Source organism: Marinobacter sp. SBS5 (assembly GCF_048285575.1).
GTDB lineage: Bacteria > Pseudomonadota > Gammaproteobacteria > Pseudomonadales > Oleiphilaceae > Marinobacter.
Genome location: NZ_JBLWAZ010000001.1, coordinates 564510 through 589702, shown reverse-complemented (window position 1 = coordinate 589702; position 25193 = coordinate 564510). Strand labels below are relative to the sequence as shown.

Sequence of the window (25193 nt, the reverse complement as noted above, 5' to 3'; positions counted from 1 at the left end):
AATTACAACCAACTGTAGAGACGACCGGGGTTGAACAAGCCGTCGGGATCAAAGGACTGTTTCACACGACGCTGGATAATGTTCAGAGCCTCCGGCTGGCTGTGCAGCACTTCGCCGGTGCGATCCCCTCCTCGAAACACGCTGACCTGACCGCCAGCAGCGCGGGCAATAGGCTCTAGGCCACTAAGACCCGCGCCCCCCCGATACCAACGTTGCGCGCCGGCCCAATCCATCATCCACTGACCTTCCAAAGCTGGCAGGGTGGCAGCAGAACCCACTGAGAATCGCCACAGTGGGGCGTCCGTATCGGCGAAAAAGCTATGCTTCATATCCTGTATCTGCTGCCAAAAATGATCCCCCTGCTCCATCACCTCGCCTTGCCACTTGTCAGCGGTTGCTTCTACCGCCGATCGAGCCCCGGCCAACCGCAGATACACCTTACCATCCACCCAGCAAGCGCCGGTGATCGGTTTGGGCTCGCCCGCTCGATGGTTCATATAGCTCACCGCTTCATCCATGGCCATTTCCTGAACCAGAGTGGCGGTCGCGGCAGGTTTGGGCATCACCTTTAGACTGAGTTCGGTAATGACGCCTAGCGTACCCATCGCACCGGCCTGCAATCGCGAGACATCGTAACCGGCCACGTTCTTCATCACTTGACCACCGAAACGCAGATGCTCCCCTTTGCCATTCAGCAAGCGAACACCCAGCACCTGATCCCGGATTGACCCCGCCCATGGCCTGGCAGGCCCGGACAAGTTACACGCCAAGGTGCCGCCAATGGTGGATGCATCTCCGAAATGCGGCGGTTCAAAGTGCAGACACTGGCCCTGCTCCGCCAACACCGCCTCAATCTCTTTAAGAGTGGTGCCGGCTCGCACCGATAACACCAACTCCACGGGGTGATATTCCACAATGCCCGTGTGCTCGGCCAAACTCAGGGTGTCCGCGGCCGGGTCGGCCGCGCGTCCGAGGAACGCCTTCGTGCCGCCACCAACAATATTGAGCTTTCGGCCGTTACTACGAGTCTGCTGCAACTGATCCTGCAGAGCCTTGATCTGATCAGCCATGATGCGCTCCCGGCTGTTCGTGCCTGTGTTGTTTGTGTTCAAGGGAACGGTATTCCTGACAAAATTTCAGGGTCGGGACACCTTTGCCGGGATTTAGTATCCCCAAAGGGTCAAAGGCCGCTTTTACTTCATGGAACTGCTGTAGCTCCTGGTCGTTGAACTGCACCGCCATTTGCCGGATTTTCTCCACGCCCACACCGTGCTCACCGGTAATGCAGCCACCTACGGCTACGCACAGTTCAAGAATTTTACTGCCGAACGCTTCGGTTCTCTCGAACTCACCCGGCACATTGGCATCGAACAGAATCAACGGGTGCAGGTTGCCGTCGCCGGCATGGAACACGTTAGCCACCCGCAAGCCATACTCTTCCGACATCTTTTCCATTTCCAGCAGAACCTTGGCCAGATATCGGCGCGGGATGGTGCCGTCCATGCAGTAGTAATCGGGTGATATACGTCCTACCGCCGGAAACGCGGATTTACGCCCTTTCCACAGCAGAGCGCGTTCTTGGTCATTGTTCGAGGTACGAATAGACGTGGCACCCAACTTGCGGAATAGCGCTTCGGCCTCGGCGATGTGTTCGCTGACTTCTTCTTCGGTTCCATCCAACTCACACAACAACAAGGCTTTGGCATCCCTGGGATAACCTGCGCCGCAGAAGTCGTCGGCCGCAATAATGGCTGGGCTATCCATCATTTCCAGGCCGCCCGGGATAATGCCGTGGTTAATCACACCGCCTACGGCATCGCCAGCTTTTTCGATACTGTCGAAGCCAGCCATGATTACTCGGGCCACCTCGGGAATGGGCAACAGTTTTACCTTCACTTCAGTGACTATCCCCAACAAACCTTCGGAACCGGTAAGCAGGGCCAGCAAATCCATGCCGCAACTATCCAGCCCATCACTACCCAGCGTCACGCGCTCACCTTCCGCGGTAATCACCTCGGCACTGAGCAGGTTGTTCACCGTCAGCCCGTATTTAAGGCAATGCACACCACCGGCGTTCTCTGCGACGTTGCCGCCAATGGTGCACGCAATCTGCGAGGACGGGTCCGGCCCGTAATAAAGACCATAAGGTGCTGCCTGCTCACTGATTGCCAAGTTACGCACACCGGGCTGCAGGCGCGCCGTGCGACTGACCGGGTCAATCTCCAGAATCCGGTTGAACTTGGCCAGTGACAGCACCACTCCTTCTTTATGTGGCATCGCACCGGCACTCAACCCCGTGCCTGCACCCCGGGCCACCACCGGCACTTCATGCTCGTGGCAGATCCGCATGATCCGCTGAACCTGCTCGACCGTTTCCGGTAACACCACGATCATCGGCAGTTCTCGGTACATGGCCAATCCATCACATTCATACGGCTTTAGCGTTTCGTCATCGGTGATCACGAATTCCGAGTCTATAAAGGAACGAAACAGCTCCGCCAACTGCGCTTTGCTTGCCTTTGCTTTGCTCATCATCTGCTCTTTATTTGTTATGCGCGCCAGCCTAAACAGTAGCCGAAACCTGTTCGGGCACAAGCCGACAAAAGCCCAAGACCACCACACAAAAGCCGCCCCACGCCAAAACACTTGCATTGATGAACGAATCCGCCAAAATGTACGACACGTTATTGCCCCAACTTTCACGAAAATCCAACAAAATGGTGTTGATTTCCGCGGCGACAGTCCGTAAAACATGCGCCTTTGAACGACAGCCCCCAGGAGTCACCCCATGGCGGACGCAGCGCCTCTGATTTGTAGGGACATTCACAAAACCTTTAACGACCTCGAAGTTCTCAAGGGCATTTCCCTGGAGACCCGCAAGGGCGACGTCGTGTCTCTGATTGGCAGCTCCGGCTCTGGCAAGAGCACCTTCCTACGCTGCATCAACCTACTGGAAACCCCAACGTCGGGCGACATCATCGTTCACGGCGATCCCGTTCAGTTCAAACACAACCGGAAAGGCGAGCGGATACCCGCAAACAATCGTCAGGTGGAACTGATCCGTGCGCGACTGTCTATGGTGTTCCAAGGTTTTAACCTGTGGTCACACATGACCGTTCTGGAAAACATCATTGAAGCACCGGTCAACGTGCTCAAGGTTCCTAAGAAAGAAGCCATCGAGCGGGCCGAGGCGTATTTGAACAAAGTCGGCATCTACGAGCGTAAGGATTACTATCCGGCTCAGATGTCTGGCGGACAGCAGCAGCGAGCTGCCATCGCCCGTGCTTTGGCGATGGAACCTGAAGTTATGCTGTTTGACGAGCCCACTTCAGCGCTAGACCCTGAGCTGGTGGGTGAAGTATTAAAGGTAATGCAGAGCTTGGCCGAGGAAGGCCGCACCATGATCGTGGTGACTCACGAAATGGCCTTTGCAAGGGATGTGTCTAGTCAGGTCCTGTTCTTGCATCAGGGCGTGATTGAGGAGCAAGGTTCACCGGACAAGGTGTTTGATCACCCGGAATCCGAGCGGATGCAGCAATTTCTTGCTCCCAAGTTCTGAGCACCGGTGCTATCTTGAATCCGGGACTAGAATAAAAAACTTCTATAAAAAATAAAGCCTGAACGGCAAACGAGTGGAGAAGTGACACATGAAGAAATTATTGATTGCAGCAAGTTGCGCCATGGCCATGTTCGCAAGTGGCGCACAGGCCCAAGACCTTCGTATCGCCTTTGACGTGCCTTACGAGCCGTTTGAGTACAAAGATGACAACGGCGAACTGACTGGCTTTGAAGTAGAGCTGGCCACCGCCATGTGCAAAGAATTGGAAGCCAATTGCGAGTTCGTTATTCAGGCATGGGACGGCATGATTCCTGGCCTGATCGCCCGTAAATTTGACCTGATCATGTCGTCCATGTCGATCACCGAAGAGCGAGCGAAGCGCGTTCTGTTCTCTGACCCATACTACATCACCCCTGGTGGCTGGTTCGGCCCTGAGTCGTTCAACACCGATGTTACCGACATGAAGGCCATGAAAGGCAAGACTGTTGGCGTTCAGCGCGGTACCACCATGGACACTTACGTCACTGAAAACATGCATGGCGTGGTTTCCATCAAGCGCTACACCACGGCTGAAGACATGGTTCTGGACCTGGAAGGCCAGCGTATTGATGCGGCGTTCGTTGATTACCCGGTTGGCGAGCAAACCATTCTGAACCGTGACGGTTTCAAAGAGGTTGGTGAGGCTGTGAAGCTGGGCGAAGGTGTCGGTGTTGCCATGCGTAAGCGTGATGCCGAACTGGCGAAAGAAATCAATGCTGCTCTCAAGACTCTGAAAGAGAACGGCACGTACGACACCATCATGGCCAAGTACTTCAACTACGACATCAAGATTTAAACCACTCCGGGAGCAGCCTGCTGGCTGCTCCCAGCATCTCGGACTCTCTCATGCTTGACCTGAAAGGCTATGGCCCCGCCCTCGCAGAAGGTGCCGTGGTTACCATTGAGCTGGCATTTATGTCGTTGGCACTGGCGGTTATCCTTGGCCTGCTAGGCGCCTCAGCGAAGCTTTCTGGCAACCGTGCACTGACTGGCATCGCAACCGCTTACACCACCCTGATTCGCGGTGTTCCTGACTTGGTGATGATGCTGCTGTTCTATTACGGCGGTCAGGTTGCGGTAAACGCCCTTTCAGATTATTTGTGGGAAACTCGGGAAATCGATTTCTTTTTCCAGTTCGATCCTTTCATTTCCGGCGTAGTTACCATCGGCCTGATTTTCGGTGCCTATATGACGGAAACGTTCCGGGGTGCATTTCTCGCGGTGAATATTGGTCAGATTGAAGCGGCTAAAGCCTACGGCTTCACTCGCTGGCATACCTTCCGAAGAGTGATGATCCCGCAGATGATGCGCCATGCGTTGCCGGGTATTGGGAACAACTGGCAGGTGCTGCTGAAAACCACGGCACTGGTTTCAATCATTGGCCTAACGGACATGGTGCGTGTAGCCGAGGAAGCGGCAAAGGCCGAGCGGATGCCGTTCCATTTCTTCATTCCTGTTGCGGCGGTTTATCTGGCCCTGACGGCAGCTTCCGAGCTGTTCATCCGGTGGCTTGATAAGCGAGCCAATGTCGGCGTGGTTCAGGGGAACTAAACAATGCCTGATTTTATTGCCGATTGGCTGAACACCAACGAAATTTTCACCGCCATTACTCTGATGGAATACTGGGACGGGCTGGTTACTACCGTACACTTGGTTTTTCTGTCTTTGGTGATCGGGCTGATTGTGGCGGTGCCTTTGGCGATTCTTCGTACGGTGAGGAATCCTTTTGTCTCCGGCCCTATCTGGCTGTACACCTATTTGTTTCGCGGTACGCCACTGCTGATTCAGCTGTATATTATTTACTACGGTGTAGCGCAAATTCCGGGGATTCAGGAAACCTTCTGGTGGGAGATTTTCAAGGAGCCGCTCTACCCTGCTCTGCTGGCGTTTACGCTGAATACTGCGGCCTATACTACGGAGATTATTCGCGGTGCCATTATGTCTACGCCGAATGGTGAGATTGAGGCGGCGAAGGCTTACGGTATGAATTGGTTTTTGCGGATGCGGCGGATTATTCTTCCGAGTGCCGCGCGTCGGGCGGTGCAGGCGTATTCTAATGAGGTTATTTTTATGCTTCATGCGAGTGCCATTGCGAGTATCGTGACGATTGTGGATCTTACCGGGGCGGCGCGGAATATTTACTCTCGGTTTTATGCGCCGTTTGATGCGTTTATTTTTGTGGCGCTAATCTATTTGGTTTTGACGTTCATTCTGGTTTTTGCGTTTCGTAAACTGGAAAATTATTTGTTGCGGCATCAGCGGCCGGCTAACTCTTAGTACCGAAACTTGGGTGCCCGGCCAGTTAGCATGAGGGCTCTTCCGGGAACCGCTACGAGCACATCCATGTGCGCTTCTCTCAGGCCATCCTTGGCCTTCGACATTCCCGTAAGAGCCCTCACACTAACTGCCCCCGAACATTCTTCGGGGAGTCAGATTCCGCTACGCCGGTTATGGAGGGGTTATGAACGCTCAGACACACCTTTTCGGCACTTCTCCCGACTGGCTTTCTCACACCCTTTCTCACGCTTCCTCTGAGCTTCCTGAAGTCGCTACGCAGCTTGCCGACGGCACCCGTATTGTTCGAATAGCCACCGGCGTGCTTTGGCTAGCGCCTCCTGCCGAGAGGCAGAACCCGAACAGTGAGGCGTTGATCGTTTCTGCTGGGGTGCATGGCAACGAGACGGCGCCGATTGAGGTGTTGAACGGGCTGGTATCTGAGTTGCTCGCGGGTGAGTGGCAACTGGCTTGTCCGCTGCTGCTGATACTCGGTAATCCGCCAGCCATGGCTGGCGGAAAACGGTTTTTGGATGTGAACATGAACCGGTTGTTTAACGGGGCTCATGGGAAAGCCGAGTATGCGCATTTACCGGAAGCTGTACGGGCCCGATTTATTGAAGAGGTCTGCCGGGAGTTTGCTACGAAGCACTCCGACTTCGCTTTGAGTCATTACGACTTACACACCGCGATTCGGCCGTCGAAGCAGGAACGGTTTGCGTTGTATCCGTTTGTGCCGGGGCGTTCGGTTCCGCGAGAGCAGTGCGCGTTTTTGCGGGAAGCAGAGGTGCAAGCGTTGTTGCTTCAGCATAAAGCGTCGACAGTGTTTTCTTCGTTTTCTGCCAGCCAGCTGAAGGCCGAGAGCTTTACGGTTGAGTTGGGGAAGGTTCGGCCGTTTGGTCAGAATGATTTGCAACGTTTTAAGGGCATTGAGCGGGCGTTGCGGCGGCGGCTTTGTGGCGCGCCTGCGCCTTCAGCTGCACCACCATTGGAGCAACTGACGGTGTTTGAGGTGGTGCATGAGGTTCTTAATACTGGCCCTGCTTTCCAGTTTCATGTGCCGGATGATGTGTCGAATTTTACGTTGTACCCGCCGGGCACGGTTATTTGGGAAGATGGCGATTGCTGTTACAGGGTGGGCGCTGAGCCGGAGGCGATTGTGTTCCCTAATCGGGAGGTGCCGGTGGGACAGCGGGTTGGTTTGATGGTTAGGGCGTTAAGTGAATTTCAGGCCGGGTAGTTCGTTCGCTACCCGGCCTGAATTTTTTATGCCGGGGCGTTTTCGGGTTCGGCCACCGGTAATTTGATCAGTTTGGTGCATACCGCCGGGATCACCAGCAAGGTGAGCACGGTTGAGGCCAACAAACCTGAGATGATCGCCCAAGCCATGGGTGGCCACAGGGTAGAACTGGAGAGCGCCAGTGGCAGCAGTCCGGCTACTGTGGTGGCGGTGGTCAGCAGGATTGGCCGGGTTCGGCGTTCTACCGCAGTTCGAACTGCATCCCTAATCGCCCTGCCCTTCTCAAGTTCCCGATCCATTACATCCAGCAGAACGATAGCGTTGTTAACCACGATACCCACCAGAGCAATGACCCCCAGCAGGGATTGGAATCCGAAGGGTGAGCCAGACAACACCAGCCCGGGGAATATGCCCACTGTCGCCAAGGGTACTGTCAGCAGGATGATGCCAACGCGCCGGAACGAGTTGAACTGCAGCAACAGGAAGAACAGCAACAACAGCATGCCGATAGGCGCAGCGGTAAGCAGCGCGCTGTTGGCGTTGTTAGAGCCTTCGGCATCGCCGCCCATTTCCATCCGGGTTCCTGGTGGCAAGGGGCTCTGTTCCAGCGCTGCATGCAGGCCGTCCAGCGCTTGGCTGAAGCTGTAACCCTTTTGCAGGTTGGCCGTCACAGCATTTACACGCACACCGTTGCGCAGGTATCGGGCTGCCGGCTCCCAAGTAGTTTCAACCGTCGCCACCGCAGAAAGCGGTATGGCATCGCCGCGGTTGTTGTAGATGTTCACTGACAACAAGCGCGACAACGACAACAAGGTGCCTTCTCGTGAGCGAAGCACGATGGGTATCGGGTCTTCTTCCTGGCGATAGCGTTCTGCCATGGCACCAAAGCTCTGGCCGTATAGGCTTTGTGCAACGTCGGCACGAGTCAGGCCGTAACGGGCCGCTGTGGCATCGTCAACGTTGATGGCGATACTGGGCACACCGATATCCAGGTCATGGCGAACGTCTACGGTGCCTTCCACATCGCGAAGAATCGAATAGATCTGCTCAGTCGCCAAGACTCGAGCGTCGTCATCAGCGTGATAGACACGCACTTCAACGGGAGCAGTACGTGGAGGCCCCTGCCCCAGGATCCCTACCGAGATATCCAGCTCCGGCAGGTTTTGGGCAACCTCTTCCCGAATCTTTCGGACCAGATCGGTGGTGTCTGCCAAGGTGGGCGTTCGCACTACCAAACGCGCTCGGTTCGGTGACTGCGGCGCTCGCTGCAGGTTGTAGTAGAAGCTCGGGCCGGTGAAGCCGACAAAGCGGTGCACTTCCAGCGCTTCGGGCTGCGTACGGATAGCTCGTTCGAGGTTTTCCGCCACTTCCGCCGTGCGAGCCTGATCGGTGCCTTCGGGCATGTACATTTCGACAATCACCCGAGGCCGGTCAGCGTTCGGGAAGAATTGCTGGGCCATAAACGGCGTCAAACCCACGCTGATGGTAACGAGCACCGCGCCCAAGACGATCAGTTTACTCGGATGCCGAAACACCAGCCCACCGAGAAAACGAGCGAACCCGACCAAGCGATCTTCTCCCACCTTCTTGCGCGCCTTGAGAAAGCGAGTGGCCAGTAGAGGAACCGCTGAAATCGCCAGCAGATAACTGACGGACAGCGTAAGCATGATCATGACCGGGACACCGCGCGTGAAGTCGGCAGCGCCACCTTTCGCCATCAACAATGGGGCGAAGGCCGCCAGCGTGGTGCCGGTGGATGCGCCAAGCGGGCCAGCCAGCTCGCCAACCGCCTTCTTCAAGGCATCTAACCGGCGCATGCCTGCATCCAGATAACCCTGAATGCTTTCCACGATTACGATGGCGTTGTCGATAAGAATACCCAGCGAAATGACCATGCCAATCACAGCAATCTGGTGCAGCACCCCGCCGCCGAGGTCGTACAGGCCGACACTGATCATCGCCACCATCGGCAGAATGGAGGCAACCAGCAAACCCATTCGTATGCCCATGCCGGTAAACACTACGGCAACGATAATCAGCACTGAGAACACCAAGCTCCAAGCCAAATTATCCAGCCGGTCTGAGACTTTGTCGGGCTGGAAAAACATTTCCCGAAGTTCGTAGGGTTCGAAGTTCGGCCGAACCTCGCTCAGCCTGTCGCGAATTCTCTCACCAAAGCGAATGGCATCGGTGTTGCCCTCTTCCATGATGAGGGATACCAAGACAACCCGCTCACCATCAAACCAGGTTTCCGGCTGCCGTGGCTCAACTGGCCCGCGCCATACCTCGGCAGCCGCGGCTAAAGGCACCTGCGAGCCATCAGGCAATTCGATAGGCGTGGCCCGAATGGCTTCGATGTCGCTGAATTCCGAGTTCGGTAAAACAGACAGTCGCTTGCCATCAACTACAACAAAACCACCGGGCGTGGTTTGGTTTCGTTGAGACAGGGTTTGGAGCACCCGCTGGGGCGAAATGCCCAACCGGAACAGTGCTGCGTCGTCCAAAGCCAAGGTGATCTGCTCGTCCACATCGCCTTCAAGCTCAATGCGGGAAACACCCGGAATATCTGAAAGGTTTTGCTTCAGCCGCTCCGCCGCTTTCGACAGCTCTGTCACGGATGGAGAACCACCTACCGCCAGCACCACCGCGGGAATATCAATGAGCCGGTCGTCCAGACTCATCTGGCCAACCCCATCGGGAAAATCCTGCTTAGCGCGCTCCATTGCCTGGCGCACACGGTCCCACGCGGCATCGGTATCGTAGATACGGTCTAGCAGTTTGATTCGCGCCAAGGCAACACCGGTACGCGCGGTGCCCTGACTGAAATCGACCTCTTCGACCTGGCGCAACTCATCGGTCAACGGCCGAAGCACTAGCCGCTCAACCGCTTCGGCACTGGCACCCGGGTAACTCACCGAAATCATACCGGCACGATACGGGAAGGAAGGGTCTTCCTGCCGGGGCATGGTGCTGTAGGCCGCAATCCCCAACAGGCAAAGCATGGTAACCACCATGCCCAACAAGCGCTGATAATTGAGAAGGCTACGCGTCATCAGCGGATCTCCACGGTGTCGCCATCCACCAAACGTGTCATGCCGGCATACACCACCTGATCACCGGGCTGAAGCTCGCCGGGATGCACCATCACTCGCTCACCAATCACCCGGTCGACTTTAACGGGCACTCGGTGAGCCACATTCTCGCTAACCCGATACACGCTGGTGCCAGTGGCATCGCGCACAACCGCCAGCATCGGCACGGTAACCGCAGATTCCCGAACTGGCGTAACGCCCACTTCAACAGGCTCACCAGATGACAATGAATTCGCCGGCAAGCTCACCAGTACCGGATGCAGTTCGCCTCGAATGGAACTGCCTTGGGCAATTTCGATAACGGTACCGGTTTCGGGAGCGCGGTTACGATCCTGAACCTGCCAGACCGGCAGTTCCATACCCACACGCACATGGCTCAGCAAATGCGCTGGCACCCGTATCTCAACCTCCCGCCCCAGCGGTGATGACAAGCGCATAACAGGTTGTCCGGCCGACACAAATTCGTCGCGCTCAACCAGCAAAGCTTCCAACTGCCCGGCAAACGGGGCCTTCAAGACACTTTCTTCCAAAAGATGCGTTGCTTCCGACAACGCCGCTTCGGCGGTGGCCATGCTGGCCCTCAGCGAATCCCGACGTGCAGCAATCTGCTCCAGGTTTTGCTCCGATACCACACCTCGCTTATGCAGGCGCGCAGAACGCTCCCACTCCCGCTGCGCTTGATTGAATTGTGTTTTCAGTTCTTGCAACTTAGCCGCAGCAGAGTCCTGGGCCGGTTGCAAAGCGGGGTTGTACAGTTTGGCCAGCGTGTCGCCGGGATTCACCATCTGCCCCAGCTCTACCGGCCGCTCTTTTAGCGTACCGCTGACCTGAAACGTGAGCGTGGCGCGTTGGGCAGCACGAACAATGCCCGAGAAGCGCAGCGGAATTTCCTCTACTTGCCCGCCGGTCACATCGGCAACTCGAACCGACACCACGGCCGACTTTTCTGCGGCTTCACTGCTCCCGCCACGACACCCTGACAAGGTCATCATCACTAACACGAGGGTCACGACGGTAAATGGGAGAGATTGTTTAATGGGAGACATGAAAGACAGCCCCTTTCCCTGAATGATTGGTGATGGGCGTGCCGATCCGTTAGTTACAAGCCGCCCTATTGTGGCGACATAATGTCACTCTTTGACAATTTGTCAATAATAGGTTTTCATCCACACCATCCACTGCGCAGTCACACCCCGAGGAAACCGGAAGCCCTATGAATGAGCCGTTGAAATCACGCCGGGAAAAAGAAAAGCAGGCAAGATACGACGCCATACTGGATGCGGCCGAAACCGTCTTCTCTGAGAAGGGGTACGACCGCACCTCCATGGACGATATTGCCCGCACTGCCAGCCTAAGCCGAGCACTGCTGTACGTGTACTTCAAGGATAAAGCGGCCATTCAGATGGGCATCATGCAGCGGGCGGGGCAAAATCTGGTGGAGCGTTTCAAAGCTTCTCACTGCCCCACCGACACCGGGATGGCGCAGATTCGGGCCATGGGTGACGCTTACTATCAGTTCTATCGGGAAGAACCGGATTACTTTGCGGCGCTCACCAAAGCCTCCACTGTGATTGCCGACGTGGACGAAGCTCAGGCTAGTGAGATGCTGAGTTCCCGGGATGAGTTAATTGGACTGATGGTCGCCGCCCTCCAAAAAGGCCTGGAAGACGGAACCATGTGCAAAGATCGGATTATTGACCCCACCCAGACCGCTTTGTATTTAAGAGGCGCATTACACGGCGTGATCATGCTCTGCGAAGGCGAAAGCATGCCTTCAGACACCTTGATTCAGCACACCATGGACATGCTATCCCACTCGATCGCCAATCCATGAGCGAGTTCTAGCGCTGAAAATCATAGATAGGGCCGAGATGGAGAATTCCGGTGAGTTCGTCCAGCGCCTGCCGAACTTCGTTCAGCAACTTCGGATCCGCTAGGTCTTCTTGAACAAGCCTGTCGCGATAATGGGTTTCCACCCAACTCGTCAGCCGCTGATAAAGTTCGTCGGTTAGCACAACACCTTGATTGATCGCGTGGCGCTCCTCGTCGTTGAGCACCACCCGTAAGCGAAGGCAAGCCGGCCCACCGCCGTTGCGCATGGATTGTTTCACATCCATTACTTCGACCGAGGTAATCGGTCCGTCGGACGCCACCAGCTCATCCAGATATCGGCTGACCGAGGCAATCTCCCGACACTCTCCCGGCACGACCAACAGCATGCCGTCCGGACTGTTCAGCAACTGACTGTTGAACAAATACGAAGACACTGCGTCTTCCAAAGGCACCTGCTGCCCCGACACCTTGATGGCTTCCAGCTCGGTACCCGCCAGCCGTTCACGAATATCCGCTAGCACCCGGGTCTCATCCAGAAACGCCAGTTCGTGGTAGAACAGACAATTGCCATTCCCCACCGCAATCACGTCGTTATGAAACACGCCGGCATCAATCGCCGCAGGGTTTTGTTGGGCAAACACGGTGTTCCGGTCAGCCAAACCGTGCAACCGCGCCACGGCCTGAGACGCCTCTAGCGTTTGGCGCGCAGGGTACTTTACCGGAGCCGGCGCTTGTTGATTAAACGCTTGCTGCCCGTAAACGAACAGCTCAACGCCCGGCTCTCCATAGTGACTGCAGAGTCGGGTATGGTTTGCTGCGCCTTCGTCACCAAAGTGGCTGACGGAAGGCAACGCTGAATGATGAGCAAAGTACTGCTCGTCCCGGAAGATAGCCTTCAATGCCCGACCGGTAACCTCGTGTTCAATCGAGCGATGGAATTTGGCGCTGAGGTTGGCAGGCGTGAAATGGACCCGATGATCTGCCGTATCGGCACTGGGTGAAACCGTTGCAGCGTTTGCCGTCCACATGGTAGATGCCGACGACACCGCAGCCAAAATAGCCGGGTTCTGTTTTACCGCAGCGTGAAGAATCTGCTCGTCACTGCCCTCGAAACCCAGGGCGCGCAAAGTCGGCACGTGGGGCCGTTCGTGGGGCGGCAAAACACCTTGCATATAACCCCGATCGGCCAGCGCTTTCATCTTCGCCAAGCCCTGCAGGGCCGCCTGCTTTGGGTTAGAGACCGCATTCACATTCGATTTGGACGCGACATTCCCCCAAGACAGCCCGGCGTAATTGTGGGTTGGCCCCACCAACCCATCAAAGTTAGCCTCAACTGCGTGTTTTGCCATCATTAACCCCTATCGAGTCTTCCAGATGAATAGGCGAAAGGCCGCCGTCTTTCAGGGGCGCCAAACGAACGGTATCACCGTCTTTTAAATGCAAGGCTTCAGCCATCGCCTGCGGAATGGTTACGGTATCTTGCCCAATGCAGCTCATTGGCAGAGTGGTCAGCCGGAAGTTACTGAACGAACGGTTAGACACCATCACCCGGTGTTCGGCCGGCACATCGAGGTCAATGGGTGAATTATCCACAACCACATCCCGATTCAAGGAGTCGCGCACGGTTCGAATGGTGTGCAAAAAGGCTTCAACCACCGGGCCGCCGTCAAAGATATCGACCAGTCCATTAAAGTTGAAACCTTCGGCTTCGAGCATTTTGAGTGCCGGGCGGGTGTTGTCGTGCACTTGGCTAATCACACTTCTGGCGGAGTCGGGCAACAGCGATAGGTAAATGGGGTATTGCGGCATCAACTCTGCAATGAAGGACTTGTTACCCAACCCCGAAAGCCGGTCTGCCTCTGCAAACTCCATGTCAAAGAACTTGCTGCCCAGGGCGTTCCAAAGGGGGCTCTGCCCATCCTTATCCGACACCCCGCGCATTTCTGCAAACACTTTGTCCGAAAAGAACTCCCGGAAATCATCCAGAAACATAAAGCGGCTGCGGGACAGCAACAGCCCATTGCCGCCACCTTTATAACCATCCGCCAGCAACAGTGAACAGATTTCGGTGGCGTCGGTCATGTCGCTGGAAAGATGAAGGGTGGGTGTACGAACATGCACACCCAACTCACGGGAAGCGTTGACGGTAAGGCTCAGGCGGTAGTTGTAGAACACCTCATCCTGACCTACCCGAGCTTCGATACCGCTGATGCCAACCATCCGCTCGGTTTCGGTATCCTCAAGAGCAAACAGATACAGAGCCTCTTCCGGCTTACATCGTTTGCTGAAAGAGTCTGTCGCCCAGTCGATTTTACGTTGAAGCAATTCTCGGTCGGCCGGCAGGGTGGTTAGCCCCTTGCCAGCACTCTGGGCCATGGCGTACAGATCTTCGAGATCCGTGGATTGCAACGGCCGAACAATCAGCATACTGCTCCCTCTCTCTGTCACTTCAGAGTGTGGGTGGCCCTGGCGTCAAGCCACCGGTTTCTTATTATTTCGCCAGTTTTTTCACCGCAGCTTCGAAACGCTGAAGCGCTTCTTCGATATCGGTCTCAGGGATGATCAGCGATGGTGCCAAACGCACAACGTTTGCCCCCGCCATCAGCACCATCACGCCCTCTTCCAGCCCGGCGGTCAAAAAGTCTTTGGCACGGCCTTGCCACTGTTCAGTCAGCACGCAGCCCAGCAACAAACCAGCCCCACGCACTTCTGAGAAAACGCCATAGCGCTCGCCAATCGCCATCATGCCCCGACGCAGTTTTTCAGAACGCTCGTTCACGCCTTTCAGAATCTCAGGCTGACTCACTGTATCAATCACTTTCTGCGCCACAGCACAGGCCAATGCGTTACCGCCATAGGTGCTGCCGTGGGTTCCCACCGCCAAGCTGGCACCCACCTTCGCGGTTGTCAGCATAGCCGCAACAGGGAATCCGCCACCCAAGCCTTTTGCGCTGGTCAGAATATCCGGAATCACGCCGTACATTTCATAAGCGTACAAATGCCCGGTGCGGCCCACACCCGTCTGCACTTCGTCGAAGATCAGCAGCGCGTTGTTGTCGTCACACAGCTGTCGCAAGCCTTTAAGAAACTCTGGATCAGCTGGCATCACGCCACTTTCGCCCTGAATAGGCTCGATCACCACCGCACAGGTTTTCTCTTTGGAGATGAGGGCTTTTACCGAATCCAGATCGTTAAAGTCTGCATGGTGAATACCGCCCGGAGCAGGCTCAAAGCCCTCCAGATACTTCTGCTGGCCACCCACACTCACGGTAAACAAGGTACGGCCGTGGAAGGCGTTTTTGAATGAAATGATTTCGTGCTTTTCCGGGCCGAAGTTGTCCCAAGCATAACGACGGGCCAGCTTGAAAGCCGCTTCGTTTGCTTCGGCGCCGGAGTTCGCAAAGAACACACGCTCTGCGAAGGTATGGTCACACAGGGTTTTCGCCAACCGCAGTGCCGGCTCGTTGGTCATTACATTGGAGAGGTGCCAGACTTTCTCAGACTGTTCCTGAAGCGCACTCAGCAGCCCCGGGTGCGCATGGCCCAGACTGGTCACCGCAATGCCGCCCTGCAGATCCAAAAACTCTCGCCCTTCCTGATCCCAAACGCGGGAGCCCTCACCTCGCACCGGGATGATATTTCCGGGGGCATAGTTGGGCACCATTACTTCGTCAAACAATTCGCGGGATACGGGTTCTTTGTTCATGGATTTCTCTCAGTGACTCATTACTAAGTGACAGGTTGAATCCAATCATAATACGCCTCTGAACGTATAAGAACAGCCCGTTTCAAGCCAACATTCCATAGTTCCCCATCTACCGATTAGACGTTGGTCTATCTAATGCATTTTTTGTTTGAAATGTGACGTATCCGTTACTAAGTTGAAGTTGGTCCAACAAAAACAAATATGTGGAGACAACAACAATGCAGAACAATAAATTGCGAATGGCGATTCGTGCGACGGCGGCTGTGACAGTGCTGGGATTGGCTTCTCAGGCGCAGGCGTTCAGCTTTAATGCTGGTGGTTACGATACGAGTATTTACGGTTATGCACGTTTAAACGCAAGCTATGACATTGATAACAATCAGGCTCTAAGCACACGGTCCGGGTCTTATAGCGGCCTTGCAACGGACGATGGCAAAGATGGACACTTTGGTGCTGATGCGGTTCAGAGCCGTCTTGGCGTAAAAACCGTCACACCTGAAGGCGTCGCGGTTACTGTTGAAGGTGACTTCCGGGGAGGAAGCCTCCGCCTGCGTCACGCTTTTGGTAGCTATAACGGCGTGCTCATGGGGCAAACTTGGTCGAACTTCACCAGCTTCGTGGGCAACACAGCAACTCTGGATTTTGACTCGCTGCCCGGTTTGGCAGGTTATCAGGCGCGCACAGCACAGGCACGATATACCTCTGGCCCTCTGTCAATTGCGCTCGAACAACCAAATAGCTCCATCCTGTCGGCTGGAGGGGTTGACGAAAAGGACAGCATGCCAGCCTTCACCGCCCGAATTGAAGATTCCAATGACGGCATGAGCTACTCTGCGGCGCTTCTCGCCCATCAGGTTGGGTACGACACTGGCAGTGACGATGAAAGCTCCTTTGGCTTTGCAACCTTCGTTGCCGCCAAAATGATGCTGACCGACATGATTACGCTTCAGGGCACACTCTCCTACAGCGATGGCGCCAACAGCTACCTGTATCGCTCTGGTGACAACTTCGGTGCAGCCAGCGCCTACGTTGACGGCAATGGTGACGTAGAAACGATTGCGGGCTACGGTGGCTCGATCGGTGCCGGCATCAACCTTGGCGGTGGTCGCAGCATCAACATCGGCTACGGCATGGTTGAAGTAGATTGGGACGATGCTGAAGATGATGCAGCTGCGGCCGGTTTTGCGGGTGCTCTCGGCGGACAAAGTGAGACCAACTCTGCAGTCATGGCCAACTACAAATGGACTCCGGTCAAGAACGTAATGATGGGCGTTGAATATCAGTTCCTGAAGCGCGAAAACGTTGATGGCTCTGATGGTGATGCGAACCGCCTGCTGTTCGCAGCCCAGTACAACTTCTAACGGGTACTCCTTTAGCGTTAACTCTCCTTTAACCCCGGCTTCCGCCGGGGTTTTTTCGTTCTAGTTTGGTGCAACGTGCCCTGCGATGGCCCTTTCACTTCACTGCCTCACACCAAAACCTCCTCACCAACTTATTAACATCAACGAGTTACGTCTAGCATAAGAGCTGGCACAGCGAATGCAGTGATTCTTATGAAAGCAGCCGGCAGCGCCCCTGCCCTGCTTCAATCTGCTGAAACTTCACGAGGTGTCATCATGAAATTAGCCAAAGACCAAAGTCTGCTGTTCGAACTGACCCAGCCTGCAGAAGCCTATGCCATGCAAGATCTGCACAACTACTTCGATTGGATGTTTTTCGCGAACTGATTGCTCACTAAAAACAAAAGCCGGGTGACCTCGAAAGGCAACCCGGCTTTTTTGACTCTCACAAACTCGCCGTCAGAAGAACGCCTGAATGCCCGTTTGCGCGCGCCCCAATATCAGCGCATGCACGTCATGAGTCCCTTCGTAGGTATTCACCACTTCCAGGTTCACCAAATGGCGGGCAATACCAAACTCGTCGCTGATACCGTTACCCCCCAGCATGTCTCTGGCCAGCCGGGCGATCTCAAGGGCTTTTCCGCAGGAGTTACGCTTCATGATGGAGGTAATCTCCACCGCAGCCGTACCTTCGTCCTTCATTCGGCCCAAACGCAAGCTTCCCTGCAAACCCAGCGCAATCTCGGTCTGCATATCCGCCAGTTTTTTCTGGATCAACTGATTGGCAGCCAGCGGGCGGCCGAACTGTTTGCGATCCAGCACGTATTGCCGTGCCGTATGCCAGCAGTCTTCTGCAGCGCCCAGCGCGCCCCAAGAAATACCATAGCGGGCGGAATCTAGGCAGGTAAACGGGCCTTTCAAGCCCCTTACCTCGGGGAAGGCGTTTTCTTCCGGCACGAACACCTCGTCCATGACGATTTCGCCGGTAATGGACGCTCGCAACCCGACCTTGCCGTGGATCACCGGAGCACTCAGACCTTCCCAGCCCTTTTCCAGCACAAAGCCGCGAATCTTGCCGTCATCGTCTTTGCCCCAGACCACAAACACATCCGCAATTGGGCTGTTGGTGATCCACATCTTACTGCCTGTCAACCGATAACCACCGTCCACCTTGCGCGCACGAGTAGCCATGCTGCCGGGGTCGGAGCCATGATCCGGCTCGGTCAGGCCGAAGCAGCCTATCCACTCTCCCGAAGCGAGCTTGGGCAGGTACTTCTGACGGGTTTCTTCGTTACCGAATTCGTAGATGGGCACCATCACCAAGGAGGATTGCACGCTCATCATGGAACGGTAACCGGAGTCTACACGCTCGATTTCACGAGCCACCAAGCCGTAGCTGACATAGTTCAGGCCGCTACCGCCGTATTGTTCGGGGATGGTAGGGCCCAGCAGACCACTGGCGCCCATTTCCCGAAAGATTTCGGGGTCGGTGTGTTCGTTTCGAAAAGCTTCCTCCACGCGAGGGCGGAGTTTTTGCTCAGCGAACTGGCGGGCGCTGTCGCGCACCATTCGCTCATCGTCGGAAAGCTGCTGATCCAGCAGAAGAGGGTCTTCCCAATTGAAACTTGCTTTGTTGCCCATGGTTTTGTCGCCCACCAAAAACGGATTGTCCTGCCAATGCCTGCCGCTTCAACCATGGCTGATTGAAGCGGCAACAGACAAAGACTACAGCAACAAGGTTCGAATATCCCCAAGCAGCTGCGTGAGCAGGTTGGTGAATCGGGCAGCATCCGCACCGTTCACCGCCCGGTGGTCGTAAGACAATGACAACGGCAGCATCAACCGCGGCTGGAACTCGTTGCCGTCCCACACCGGCTTCATGGCCGCTTTAGACACGCCCAGAATCGCTACCTCCGGGGTGTTCACGATCGGCGTAAAGGCAGTTCCACCAATGCCACCCAGGCTGGTGATGGTGAAGCAAGCACCCTGCATTTCTGCCGGCTTCAGCTGCTTATCCCTCGCCTTCTGTGCCAGCTCGGCGCTTTCTGCCGCTAGGTCCCATAGACCTTTCTGATCTACGTCCCGGATCACCGGTACCATCAGTCCGTGAGGCGTATCCACAGCAATGCCGATATGAATGTACTTCTTGCGCACGACTTCCTTGCGTTCCATATCCAACGACACGTTGAACTGGGGCAGTTCAGCCAGCGCTGCAGCACACGCCTTCAGCAGGAACGGCAGCGGCGTCATTTTCACGCCACGTTTTTCGCCGGCCGCCTTTTGCGCTTTGCGGAAGGCTTCCATTTCGGTGATGTCGGCATCATCAAACTGAGTAACGTGCGGCACGTTCAGCCAGCTGCGCTGCATGTTGTTCGCGGTAGTGAACATCATGCGAGACATACTTTCCCGCTCAATGTCACCGAACTTGCTGAAGTCCGGTAGTTTCACGCTGGGAATGCCGCTACCGCCAGCAACCGATGAACCTTGCTGAACCTGCTGCAGTTGACTCTTCACATAATCGTGCACGTCGTCTTTCAGGATACGGCTCTTCGGACCCGTGCCCTTGATTCGAGTCAGGTCTGCACCCAACTCTCGGGCGAGCTTCCGAACCGCCGGGCCAGCGTGCACCTTGGTGCCAGGCGCAGGAGGTGCGTAAGTTGCACTTTGAGCCGAGCTTTCTTCCTGTTTTTCACGCTTGGAGCCGGACTTGGCCTCGGGCTGGTCCGCACCACCCTTCGATGGAGCCTTCTCTTCTGAGCCAGCAGGCTCTTCCGATTCACCGCCTTCGCCTTCGACAACCAGATCCAGCAAATCATCGCCTTCGGAGAGTTTGTCGCCCTCTTTCACCAGTATCTTGCTCACTTTACCGGCGAAAGGAGACGGTATCTCCATGGTGGCCTTGTCCGACTCCACCGTAACCAGCGGGTCATCCACACCAACCGTGTCGCCTTCCGAGATGTTAATCTCGATGACCGGGATGTCTTCCATGCCGTCAAGCGATGGCACCTTCACCCGCTCCGTGCGAGAGCCACCCGACTGTTTTTTCGGGGCTGGTTTGCTGTCTTCCGATTTGGCTTCCGACTTTTCGTCAGCTTCGGCTTTGCTCGCTTCCTCAGCACTCTCGGCGTCATCTTCCGAGTCGTCCGAGCCCTCACTGGCAACCAGCATACCGACCACATCGCCTTCTTTGATTTTGTCACCGACTTTGGCGGTGATCTTGCTGATCTTGCCGGCTGCGGGTGACGGTAATTCGACCGTCGCCTTGTCGGTTTCAACCGTCAGAATCGGATCTTCTTCCTGTACTGTATCCCCTTCACTGGCGATGATTTCGATCACTTCGACTTCATCAGCACCGCCGAGATCGGGAACTTTAATTTCCTGTTCACTCATAGCGGACTCCTTAGCTGTGCGCCGGGTTCGGTTTGTTGCGATCGATACCGTACTTGCGCATCGCTTCGAGAACCTGCTTCTGGTCGATTTCACCGTCTTTAGCCAAAGCGGCCAACGCATCAACCGTGACGTAGTAACGGTCTACTTCGAAGAAGTTACGAAGCTTCTCGCGGGTATCACTGCGGCCGAAGCCGTCGGTGCCCAACGTCATGTAGGTTGCCGGGATATAAGCCCGCAACTGCTCGGAGTGCAGCTTGATGTAGTCGGTCGATGAAATGACCGGCCCCTTCTGTTTTTCCAAGCACTGGGTAACGTAAGCCTTGCGTGGTTTGTCATCCGGGTGCAGGGCATTCCAACGTTCAACGTGCTGGCCATCTCGAGCCAGTTCGTTGTAGCTGGTCACACTCCAGACATCCGACGCCACACCCCAGTCTTCCTTCAACAACTGAGCCGCTTCGCGCACTTCGTTGAGGATGGCACCGGCGCCCATCAGCTGAACCCGCGGGGCCTTTTTCTTGCCTTTGGCTTCAACGGATTCGAACAGGTACATGCCTTTGATGATGCCTTCTTCACAGCCCTTAGGCATCGCTGGCTGCGCGTAGTTCTCGTTTTCCACGGTGAGGTAGTAGAAAACGTTTTTGTCTTCCTCAAACATTTCCTTCATGCCGTGATGGATCACCACGGCCATCTCATAACCGTAAGCCGGGTCGTAGGCCTTACAGTTCGGAATGGTGTTGGCCAAGACATGGCTGTGACCGTCTTGGTGCTGCAAACCTTCACCGTTCAGCGTGGTCCGCCCAGCGGTGCCACCGATCAGGAAACCACGAGCCTGCATATCGCCCGAGGCCCATGCCAAATCGCCAATACGCTGGAAACCGAACATGGAGTAGAACACGTAGAACGGGATCAGCGGGAAGCTGTTGCTGCTGTACGACGTAGCGGCTGCCATCCAGGTTGCCATGGCACCCGCCTCGTTGATGCCTTCCTGCAGGATCTGGCCCTGCTTGGCCTCGCGGTAGTACATGATCTGGTCTCGGTCCTGAGGTACGTACTTCTGCCCTTCAGAGGTATAGATACCCAGCTGACGGAACATGCCTTCCATACCAAAGGTACGGGCTTCGTCCGGCACAATCGGCACCACACGTTTGCCCACACGCTTGTCTTTAACCAAAGCCCCCAGCAGGCGCACAAACGCCATAGTGGTGGAAATCTCACGGTCACCGGAGCCTTCCAGCACCGCCTTGAAGATATCCAGATCGGGTATCTGCAAAGGCTGGCACTCTTTGTTACGTTTAGGGTAGAAGCCGCCCAGTTCCTGGCGCTTCTTCTTCATGTAAACCAGCTCAGGGCTATCCGGCGCCGGACGGTAGTACGGCACATCTTCCAGCTCTTCGTCCTTCAGTGGCACACCGAAACGGTCCCTGAACGCTTTAAGCGTGTCCAGATCCAGCTTCTTCAGCGAGTGAGCGGTGTTCTGCGCTTCACCCGCGGCACCAAAGCCGTAACCTTTGATGGTGTGGGCCAAAATGACCGTCGGCTTGCCGTTATTCTGGTTCACCGCCCGGTGATAGGCTGCATAGACCTTGTAGGGGTCGTGGCCGCCACGGTTCAGCTTGGCGATGTCTTCATCCGACAAATTCTCAACCAGCTTAGCCAGCTCAGGGTACCTACCGAAAAACTCTTTGCGGGTGGCGGCCGGGCCTTTGAACGCGTAGTTCTGCAGGTCGCCATCGCAAATCTCGTCCATGGCTCGCTGCATGATGCCGTCTTCGTCTTGCTCAAATAGCGGGTCCCACATGCGGCCCCAGACGACTTTAATGACATTCCAGCCGGCACCCCGGAAGACGCCTTCCAGCTCCTGCATGATCTTGCCATTACCCCGAACCGGGCCATCCAGACGCTGGAGGTTGCAGTTCACCACAAAGATCAGATTATCGAGCTTTTCGCGACCGGCTTTGGAGATGCAGCCCAAGGTTTCAGGCTCGTCACACTCGCCGTCACCCAAGAAGCTCCACACCTTCCGGTCGCCCATATCGATGAGTTCGCGGCTGTGCAAATACTTCATCACATGAGCTTGGTAAATGGACTGAATCGGCCCCAGTCCCATGGAGACGGTCGGGAACTGCCAGTAATCTGGCATCAACCATGGGTGCGGATAGGACGATAAGCCTTCGCCGCCGGTTTCTTCACGGTATTTGTCGAGCTGTTCTTCACTAAAACGACCTTCGAGGAACGAGCGCGCGTAGATACCGGGTGCGGCATGCCCCTGGAAATACACCAAGTCTGAATCCCGCTTTTCATCGCCACCGTGGAAGAAATAGTTAAAACCCACGTCATACAATGTGGCTGCAGAGGAAAACGTAGAAATGTGCCCCCCAAGATCGCCAGGGCGCTTATTGGCGCGTACCACCATGGCCATGGCGTTCCAGCGAATCAGTGAGCGAATCCGGCGCTCCATGAACAGGTCGCCCGGCATCCGAGCTTCCTGAGTCACCGGGATCGTGTTGCGGAATGGTGTCGTGATGGAATACGGCAGCTCAGTGCCGTCGCGACTGGCGCGTTCAGAAAGACGCTCCAGAATATACTTAACTCGGTCTATACCTTCATTCTCGATCAGAGATTCCAGTGCATCTAACCATTCTCTGGTCTCAATGGGATCATCATCCTCGTACATCTAACCCTCCCCTGAACCTAACGAATGCAACGTGCGCCACGATCAGCAGCCAGACACGATGCGAAATTGGAAACTGCAGTAACCGGCAGTTTTATTATTGAAATATCAGCTTGCGAGACATGCTGAGCGGCCTGCATGACTTCTCTCAAGCATAGAACAGCTTTCATTTTTTTCCTGCGCGGGCCGGAGCTATAGCTCTATTCGGCACGGCGTTGAAACGGCCTTGAACCGACGCTGATATCGAAACGATCTTCTTGATCAGAAAATTACGTACTTTTTATTAAAATGGAACGCGCTTTCGCGAGAATAATGAAGAAACAGCCGAATGACTCCGCCTTATTTCTGTTTATTTACGTAATAATGACCAAATCACCTCACTAAAACAACACACCCCCGACCAAGGTCTGATACTCTTATTTTTGCAACAAACCTTCGCGTTACTAAATACTTTCCCGCCCCCATACGATCGCGTGCACCTTGCAACTCCGCCCAACCACAGGCTTTTAACCTAAAGTCACCCAATGACAGGCGACCAAATGCAAGGCTCGGATTGATTAGACCTGAAAATAATTTCAGAATTCTGTATAATTTTCGGCCCGTTTTTAGGCAACCACGAAGGTGCTTTAGCCTTCTTTCTTTTTTATTACCCAACAGAGGGCGATCTATGAACTCCATCGTCACCTTTCCTAACCGTATTCCGGTGCAGGAATTCGAAGAACGCCGGTTCAAGGTGTTTACTGACCGCCAGCTCGACAAAATTGAAGCCATTCAGGACCTGCCAGAGGAAACCCTGTTTGAGATGAAGGTTGTGGCTAGCGTACTGCCCTTCCGAGTCAACGAATACGTCATCAACGAGCTGATCAACTGGGACAAGGTACCGAACGACCCCATCTACCAGCTGGTGTTCCCGCAAAAGGGCATGCTGAAGGACGAGCATTACGAACAGATGGCACAATTGCACCGGGATGGCGCAGACAAAAAAGACATTCAGACTCTTGCCAAGCAAATCCGCGATGATCTGAACCCGCACCCAGCCGGCCAAATGGAAATGAACATGCCGGAACTGGACGGTGAAGTACTGGACGGCGCGCAGCACAAGTACCGCGAAACCGTGCTGTTCTTCCCGGCGCAGGGCCAGACTTGCCACTCTTATTGCACCTTCTGCTTCCGCTGGGCGCAGTTTGTGGGCGATAAAGACCTGAAGATGGCCAGCACTGAAGCCGAGAAGTTGCACGGCTACTTGCAGGAACACACCGAAGTGACCGATCTGCTGGTGACCGGCGGCGACCCTATGGTAATGAAAACCAAAAACTTGATTCAGTATCTGGAGCCGTTGCTGCAACCGGAATTCGACCACATACAGACCATCCGCATCGGCACCAAGGCCCTGACCTTCTGGCCCTACCGCTTCGTGACCGACAAAGATGCAGATGAGCTGATCGAACTGTTCGCCAAGCTGGTTGATGCAGGCAAGCACGTAGCCATCATGGCGCACTACAACCACTGGCAGGAAATCACCACCGACATCGCAGAAGAAGCTATTCGCCGCATCCGCGCTACCGGCGCTGAAATCCGCGCGCAGGGCCCGCTGATCAAGCACGTTAACGACAACGCCGACGATTGGGCCAAACTGTGGAAGAAAGAAGTGAAGCTGGGCATCATCCCCTACTACATGTTTGTAGAGCGGGACACCGGCGCCAAGAACTACTTTGAAGTGCCGCTAGCGGAAGCCTACAACATCTACCGCGAGGCCATGAAACAGGTTTCTGGCCTGGCCCGCACTGCCCGAGGCCCCAGCATGAGCGCCGGCCCCGGCAAGGTTGAAATCCAGGGCATCGCCGAAATCCAGGGCGAGAAGGTTTTCGTGCTGCGCTTCCTGCAAGGCCGCAACCCGGATTGGGTACAGCGCCCGTTCTTCGCCAAGTACAGCGAAACAGCCACTTGGCTGCACGAGCTTGAGCCAGCCTTCGGAGAGGAGAAGTTCTTCTTTGAGGATGAGTTTGAGCAGATGAAGAAAGGGAATGGCTGAGGCCACCTCCTGAAGTA

The 25193-nt window shown here is 55.4% G+C and carries 18 protein-coding genes; 8 read left to right on the top strand and 10 right to left on the bottom strand.

The window, feature by feature from the left end:
• Positions 1–2: 2 nt before the first annotated feature.
• Together glcE and ACNQ6O_RS02765 are read right to left on the bottom strand one after the other, a co-directional pair.
• A complete protein-coding gene (gene glcE / locus ACNQ6O_RS02770; RefSeq protein ID WP_418051714.1) occupies positions 3–1070 on the bottom strand; it encodes a glycolate oxidase subunit GlcE in 1068 nt (355 codons plus the stop codon).
• Positions 1063–2535: an FAD-linked oxidase C-terminal domain-containing protein gene (locus ACNQ6O_RS02765; protein WP_418051713.1), complete on the bottom strand. Its 1473-nt coding sequence runs from the start codon at positions 2533–2535 to the stop codon at positions 1063–1065. The genes glcE and ACNQ6O_RS02765 overlap by 8 nt, the downstream gene beginning before the upstream one ends.
• Before the next feature lie 253 nt (positions 2536–2788).
• Between ACNQ6O_RS02765 and ACNQ6O_RS02760 the strand changes: the two genes are divergently transcribed.
• The 5 genes from ACNQ6O_RS02760 (at position 2789) to astE (ending at position 7112) form a co-directional block, all read left to right on the top strand.
• The gene (locus tag ACNQ6O_RS02760; protein ID WP_418051712.1) at positions 2789–3559 is read left to right on the top strand and encodes an ABC transporter ATP-binding protein; all 771 of its coding nucleotides are present in this window, start codon (positions 2789–2791) and stop codon (positions 3557–3559) included.
• An 88-nt stretch (positions 3560–3647) separates the two neighbouring features.
• A complete protein-coding gene (locus tag ACNQ6O_RS02755) occupies positions 3648–4394 on the top strand; it encodes a transporter substrate-binding domain-containing protein (RefSeq protein ID WP_418051711.1) in 747 nt (248 codons plus the stop codon).
• Between the two features lie 50 nt (positions 4395–4444).
• Entirely contained in the window at positions 4445–5149 is a 705-nt protein-coding gene (locus ACNQ6O_RS02750) for an ABC transporter permease (protein ID WP_418051710.1), read from the top strand.
• 3 nt (positions 5150–5152) lie between these two features.
• On the top strand, positions 5153–5875 hold the full coding sequence (locus ACNQ6O_RS02745; protein ID WP_418051709.1) for an ABC transporter permease: 723 nt from the start codon (positions 5153–5155) through the stop codon (positions 5873–5875).
• A 184-nt stretch (positions 5876–6059) separates the two neighbouring features.
• The gene (gene astE / locus ACNQ6O_RS02740; RefSeq protein WP_418051708.1) at positions 6060–7112 is read left to right on the top strand and encodes a succinylglutamate desuccinylase; all 1053 of its coding nucleotides are present in this window, start codon (positions 6060–6062) and stop codon (positions 7110–7112) included.
• Positions 7113–7138: 26 nt separating this feature from the next.
• Here astE and ACNQ6O_RS02735 read toward each other — a convergent pair whose 3' ends face one another.
• Together ACNQ6O_RS02735 and ACNQ6O_RS02730 are read right to left on the bottom strand one after the other, a co-directional pair.
• Positions 7139–10165 carry an efflux RND transporter permease subunit gene (locus ACNQ6O_RS02735; protein WP_418051707.1) on the bottom strand — a complete coding sequence of 1009 codons (3027 nt, stop codon included), beginning with the start codon at positions 10163–10165 and terminating at the stop codon, positions 7139–7141.
• Positions 10165–11250: an efflux RND transporter periplasmic adaptor subunit gene (locus ACNQ6O_RS02730; RefSeq protein ID WP_418051706.1), complete on the bottom strand. Its 1086-nt coding sequence runs from the start codon at positions 11248–11250 to the stop codon at positions 10165–10167. Before ACNQ6O_RS02730 ends, ACNQ6O_RS02735 begins: the two co-directional genes overlap by 1 nt.
• A 167-nt stretch (positions 11251–11417) precedes the next feature.
• Here ACNQ6O_RS02730 and ACNQ6O_RS02725 point away from each other — a divergent pair, with 167 nt between their 5' ends.
• Positions 11418–12038 (top strand): TetR/AcrR family transcriptional regulator, encoded by a 621-nt coding sequence (locus tag ACNQ6O_RS02725; protein WP_418051705.1) that lies wholly within the window; start codon positions 11418–11420, stop codon positions 12036–12038.
• A gap of 7 nt (positions 12039–12045) precedes the next feature.
• On the opposite strand, the gene astB is transcribed toward ACNQ6O_RS02725, so the two are convergent.
• The 3 genes from astB to ACNQ6O_RS02710 all read right to left on the bottom strand — a co-directional run bounded on the left by astB (position 12046) and on the right by ACNQ6O_RS02710 (position 15743).
• Positions 12046–13386 (bottom strand): N-succinylarginine dihydrolase, encoded by a 1341-nt coding sequence (gene astB / locus ACNQ6O_RS02720; protein WP_418051704.1) that lies wholly within the window; start codon positions 13384–13386, stop codon positions 12046–12048.
• The gene (gene astA / locus ACNQ6O_RS02715) at positions 13367–14464 is read right to left on the bottom strand and encodes an arginine N-succinyltransferase (RefSeq protein WP_418051703.1); all 1098 of its coding nucleotides are present in this window, start codon (positions 14462–14464) and stop codon (positions 13367–13369) included. Before astA ends, astB begins: the two co-directional genes overlap by 20 nt.
• Positions 14465–14528: 64 nt before the next feature.
• Positions 14529–15743: an aspartate aminotransferase family protein gene (locus ACNQ6O_RS02710; RefSeq protein WP_418051702.1), complete on the bottom strand. Its 1215-nt coding sequence runs from the start codon at positions 15741–15743 to the stop codon at positions 14529–14531.
• Positions 15744–15961: 218 nt separating this feature from the next.
• On the opposite strand from ACNQ6O_RS02710, the gene ACNQ6O_RS02705 reads away from it, so the two are divergent.
• On the top strand, positions 15962–17104 hold the full coding sequence (locus tag ACNQ6O_RS02705; protein ID WP_418051701.1) for a hypothetical protein: 1143 nt from the start codon (positions 15962–15964) through the stop codon (positions 17102–17104).
• Between the two features lie 438 nt (positions 17105–17542).
• Here ACNQ6O_RS02705 and ACNQ6O_RS02700 read toward each other — a convergent pair whose 3' ends face one another.
• The 3 genes from ACNQ6O_RS02700 to aceE all read right to left on the bottom strand — a co-directional run bounded on the left by ACNQ6O_RS02700 (position 17543) and on the right by aceE (position 23147).
• Positions 17543–18724, bottom strand: coding sequence for an acyl-CoA dehydrogenase (locus ACNQ6O_RS02700; protein WP_418051700.1), 1182 nt, complete (start codon positions 18722–18724; stop codon positions 17543–17545).
• An 84-nt stretch (positions 18725–18808) separates the two neighbouring features.
• Positions 18809–20473, bottom strand: a complete 1665-nt coding sequence (gene aceF, locus ACNQ6O_RS02695; protein WP_418051699.1) for a dihydrolipoyllysine-residue acetyltransferase — start codon at positions 20471–20473, stop codon at positions 18809–18811.
• A 10-nt stretch (positions 20474–20483) separates the two neighbouring features.
• Positions 20484–23147 carry a pyruvate dehydrogenase (acetyl-transferring), homodimeric type gene (gene aceE, locus ACNQ6O_RS02690; protein WP_418051698.1) on the bottom strand — a complete coding sequence of 888 codons (2664 nt, stop codon included), beginning with the start codon at positions 23145–23147 and terminating at the stop codon, positions 20484–20486.
• 664 nt (positions 23148–23811) lie between these two features.
• Between aceE and ACNQ6O_RS02685 the strand changes: the two genes are divergently transcribed.
• The gene (locus ACNQ6O_RS02685) at positions 23812–25176 is read left to right on the top strand and encodes a KamA family radical SAM protein (protein ID WP_418051697.1); all 1365 of its coding nucleotides are present in this window, start codon (positions 23812–23814) and stop codon (positions 25174–25176) included.
• Positions 25177–25193: the final 17 nt, after the last annotated feature.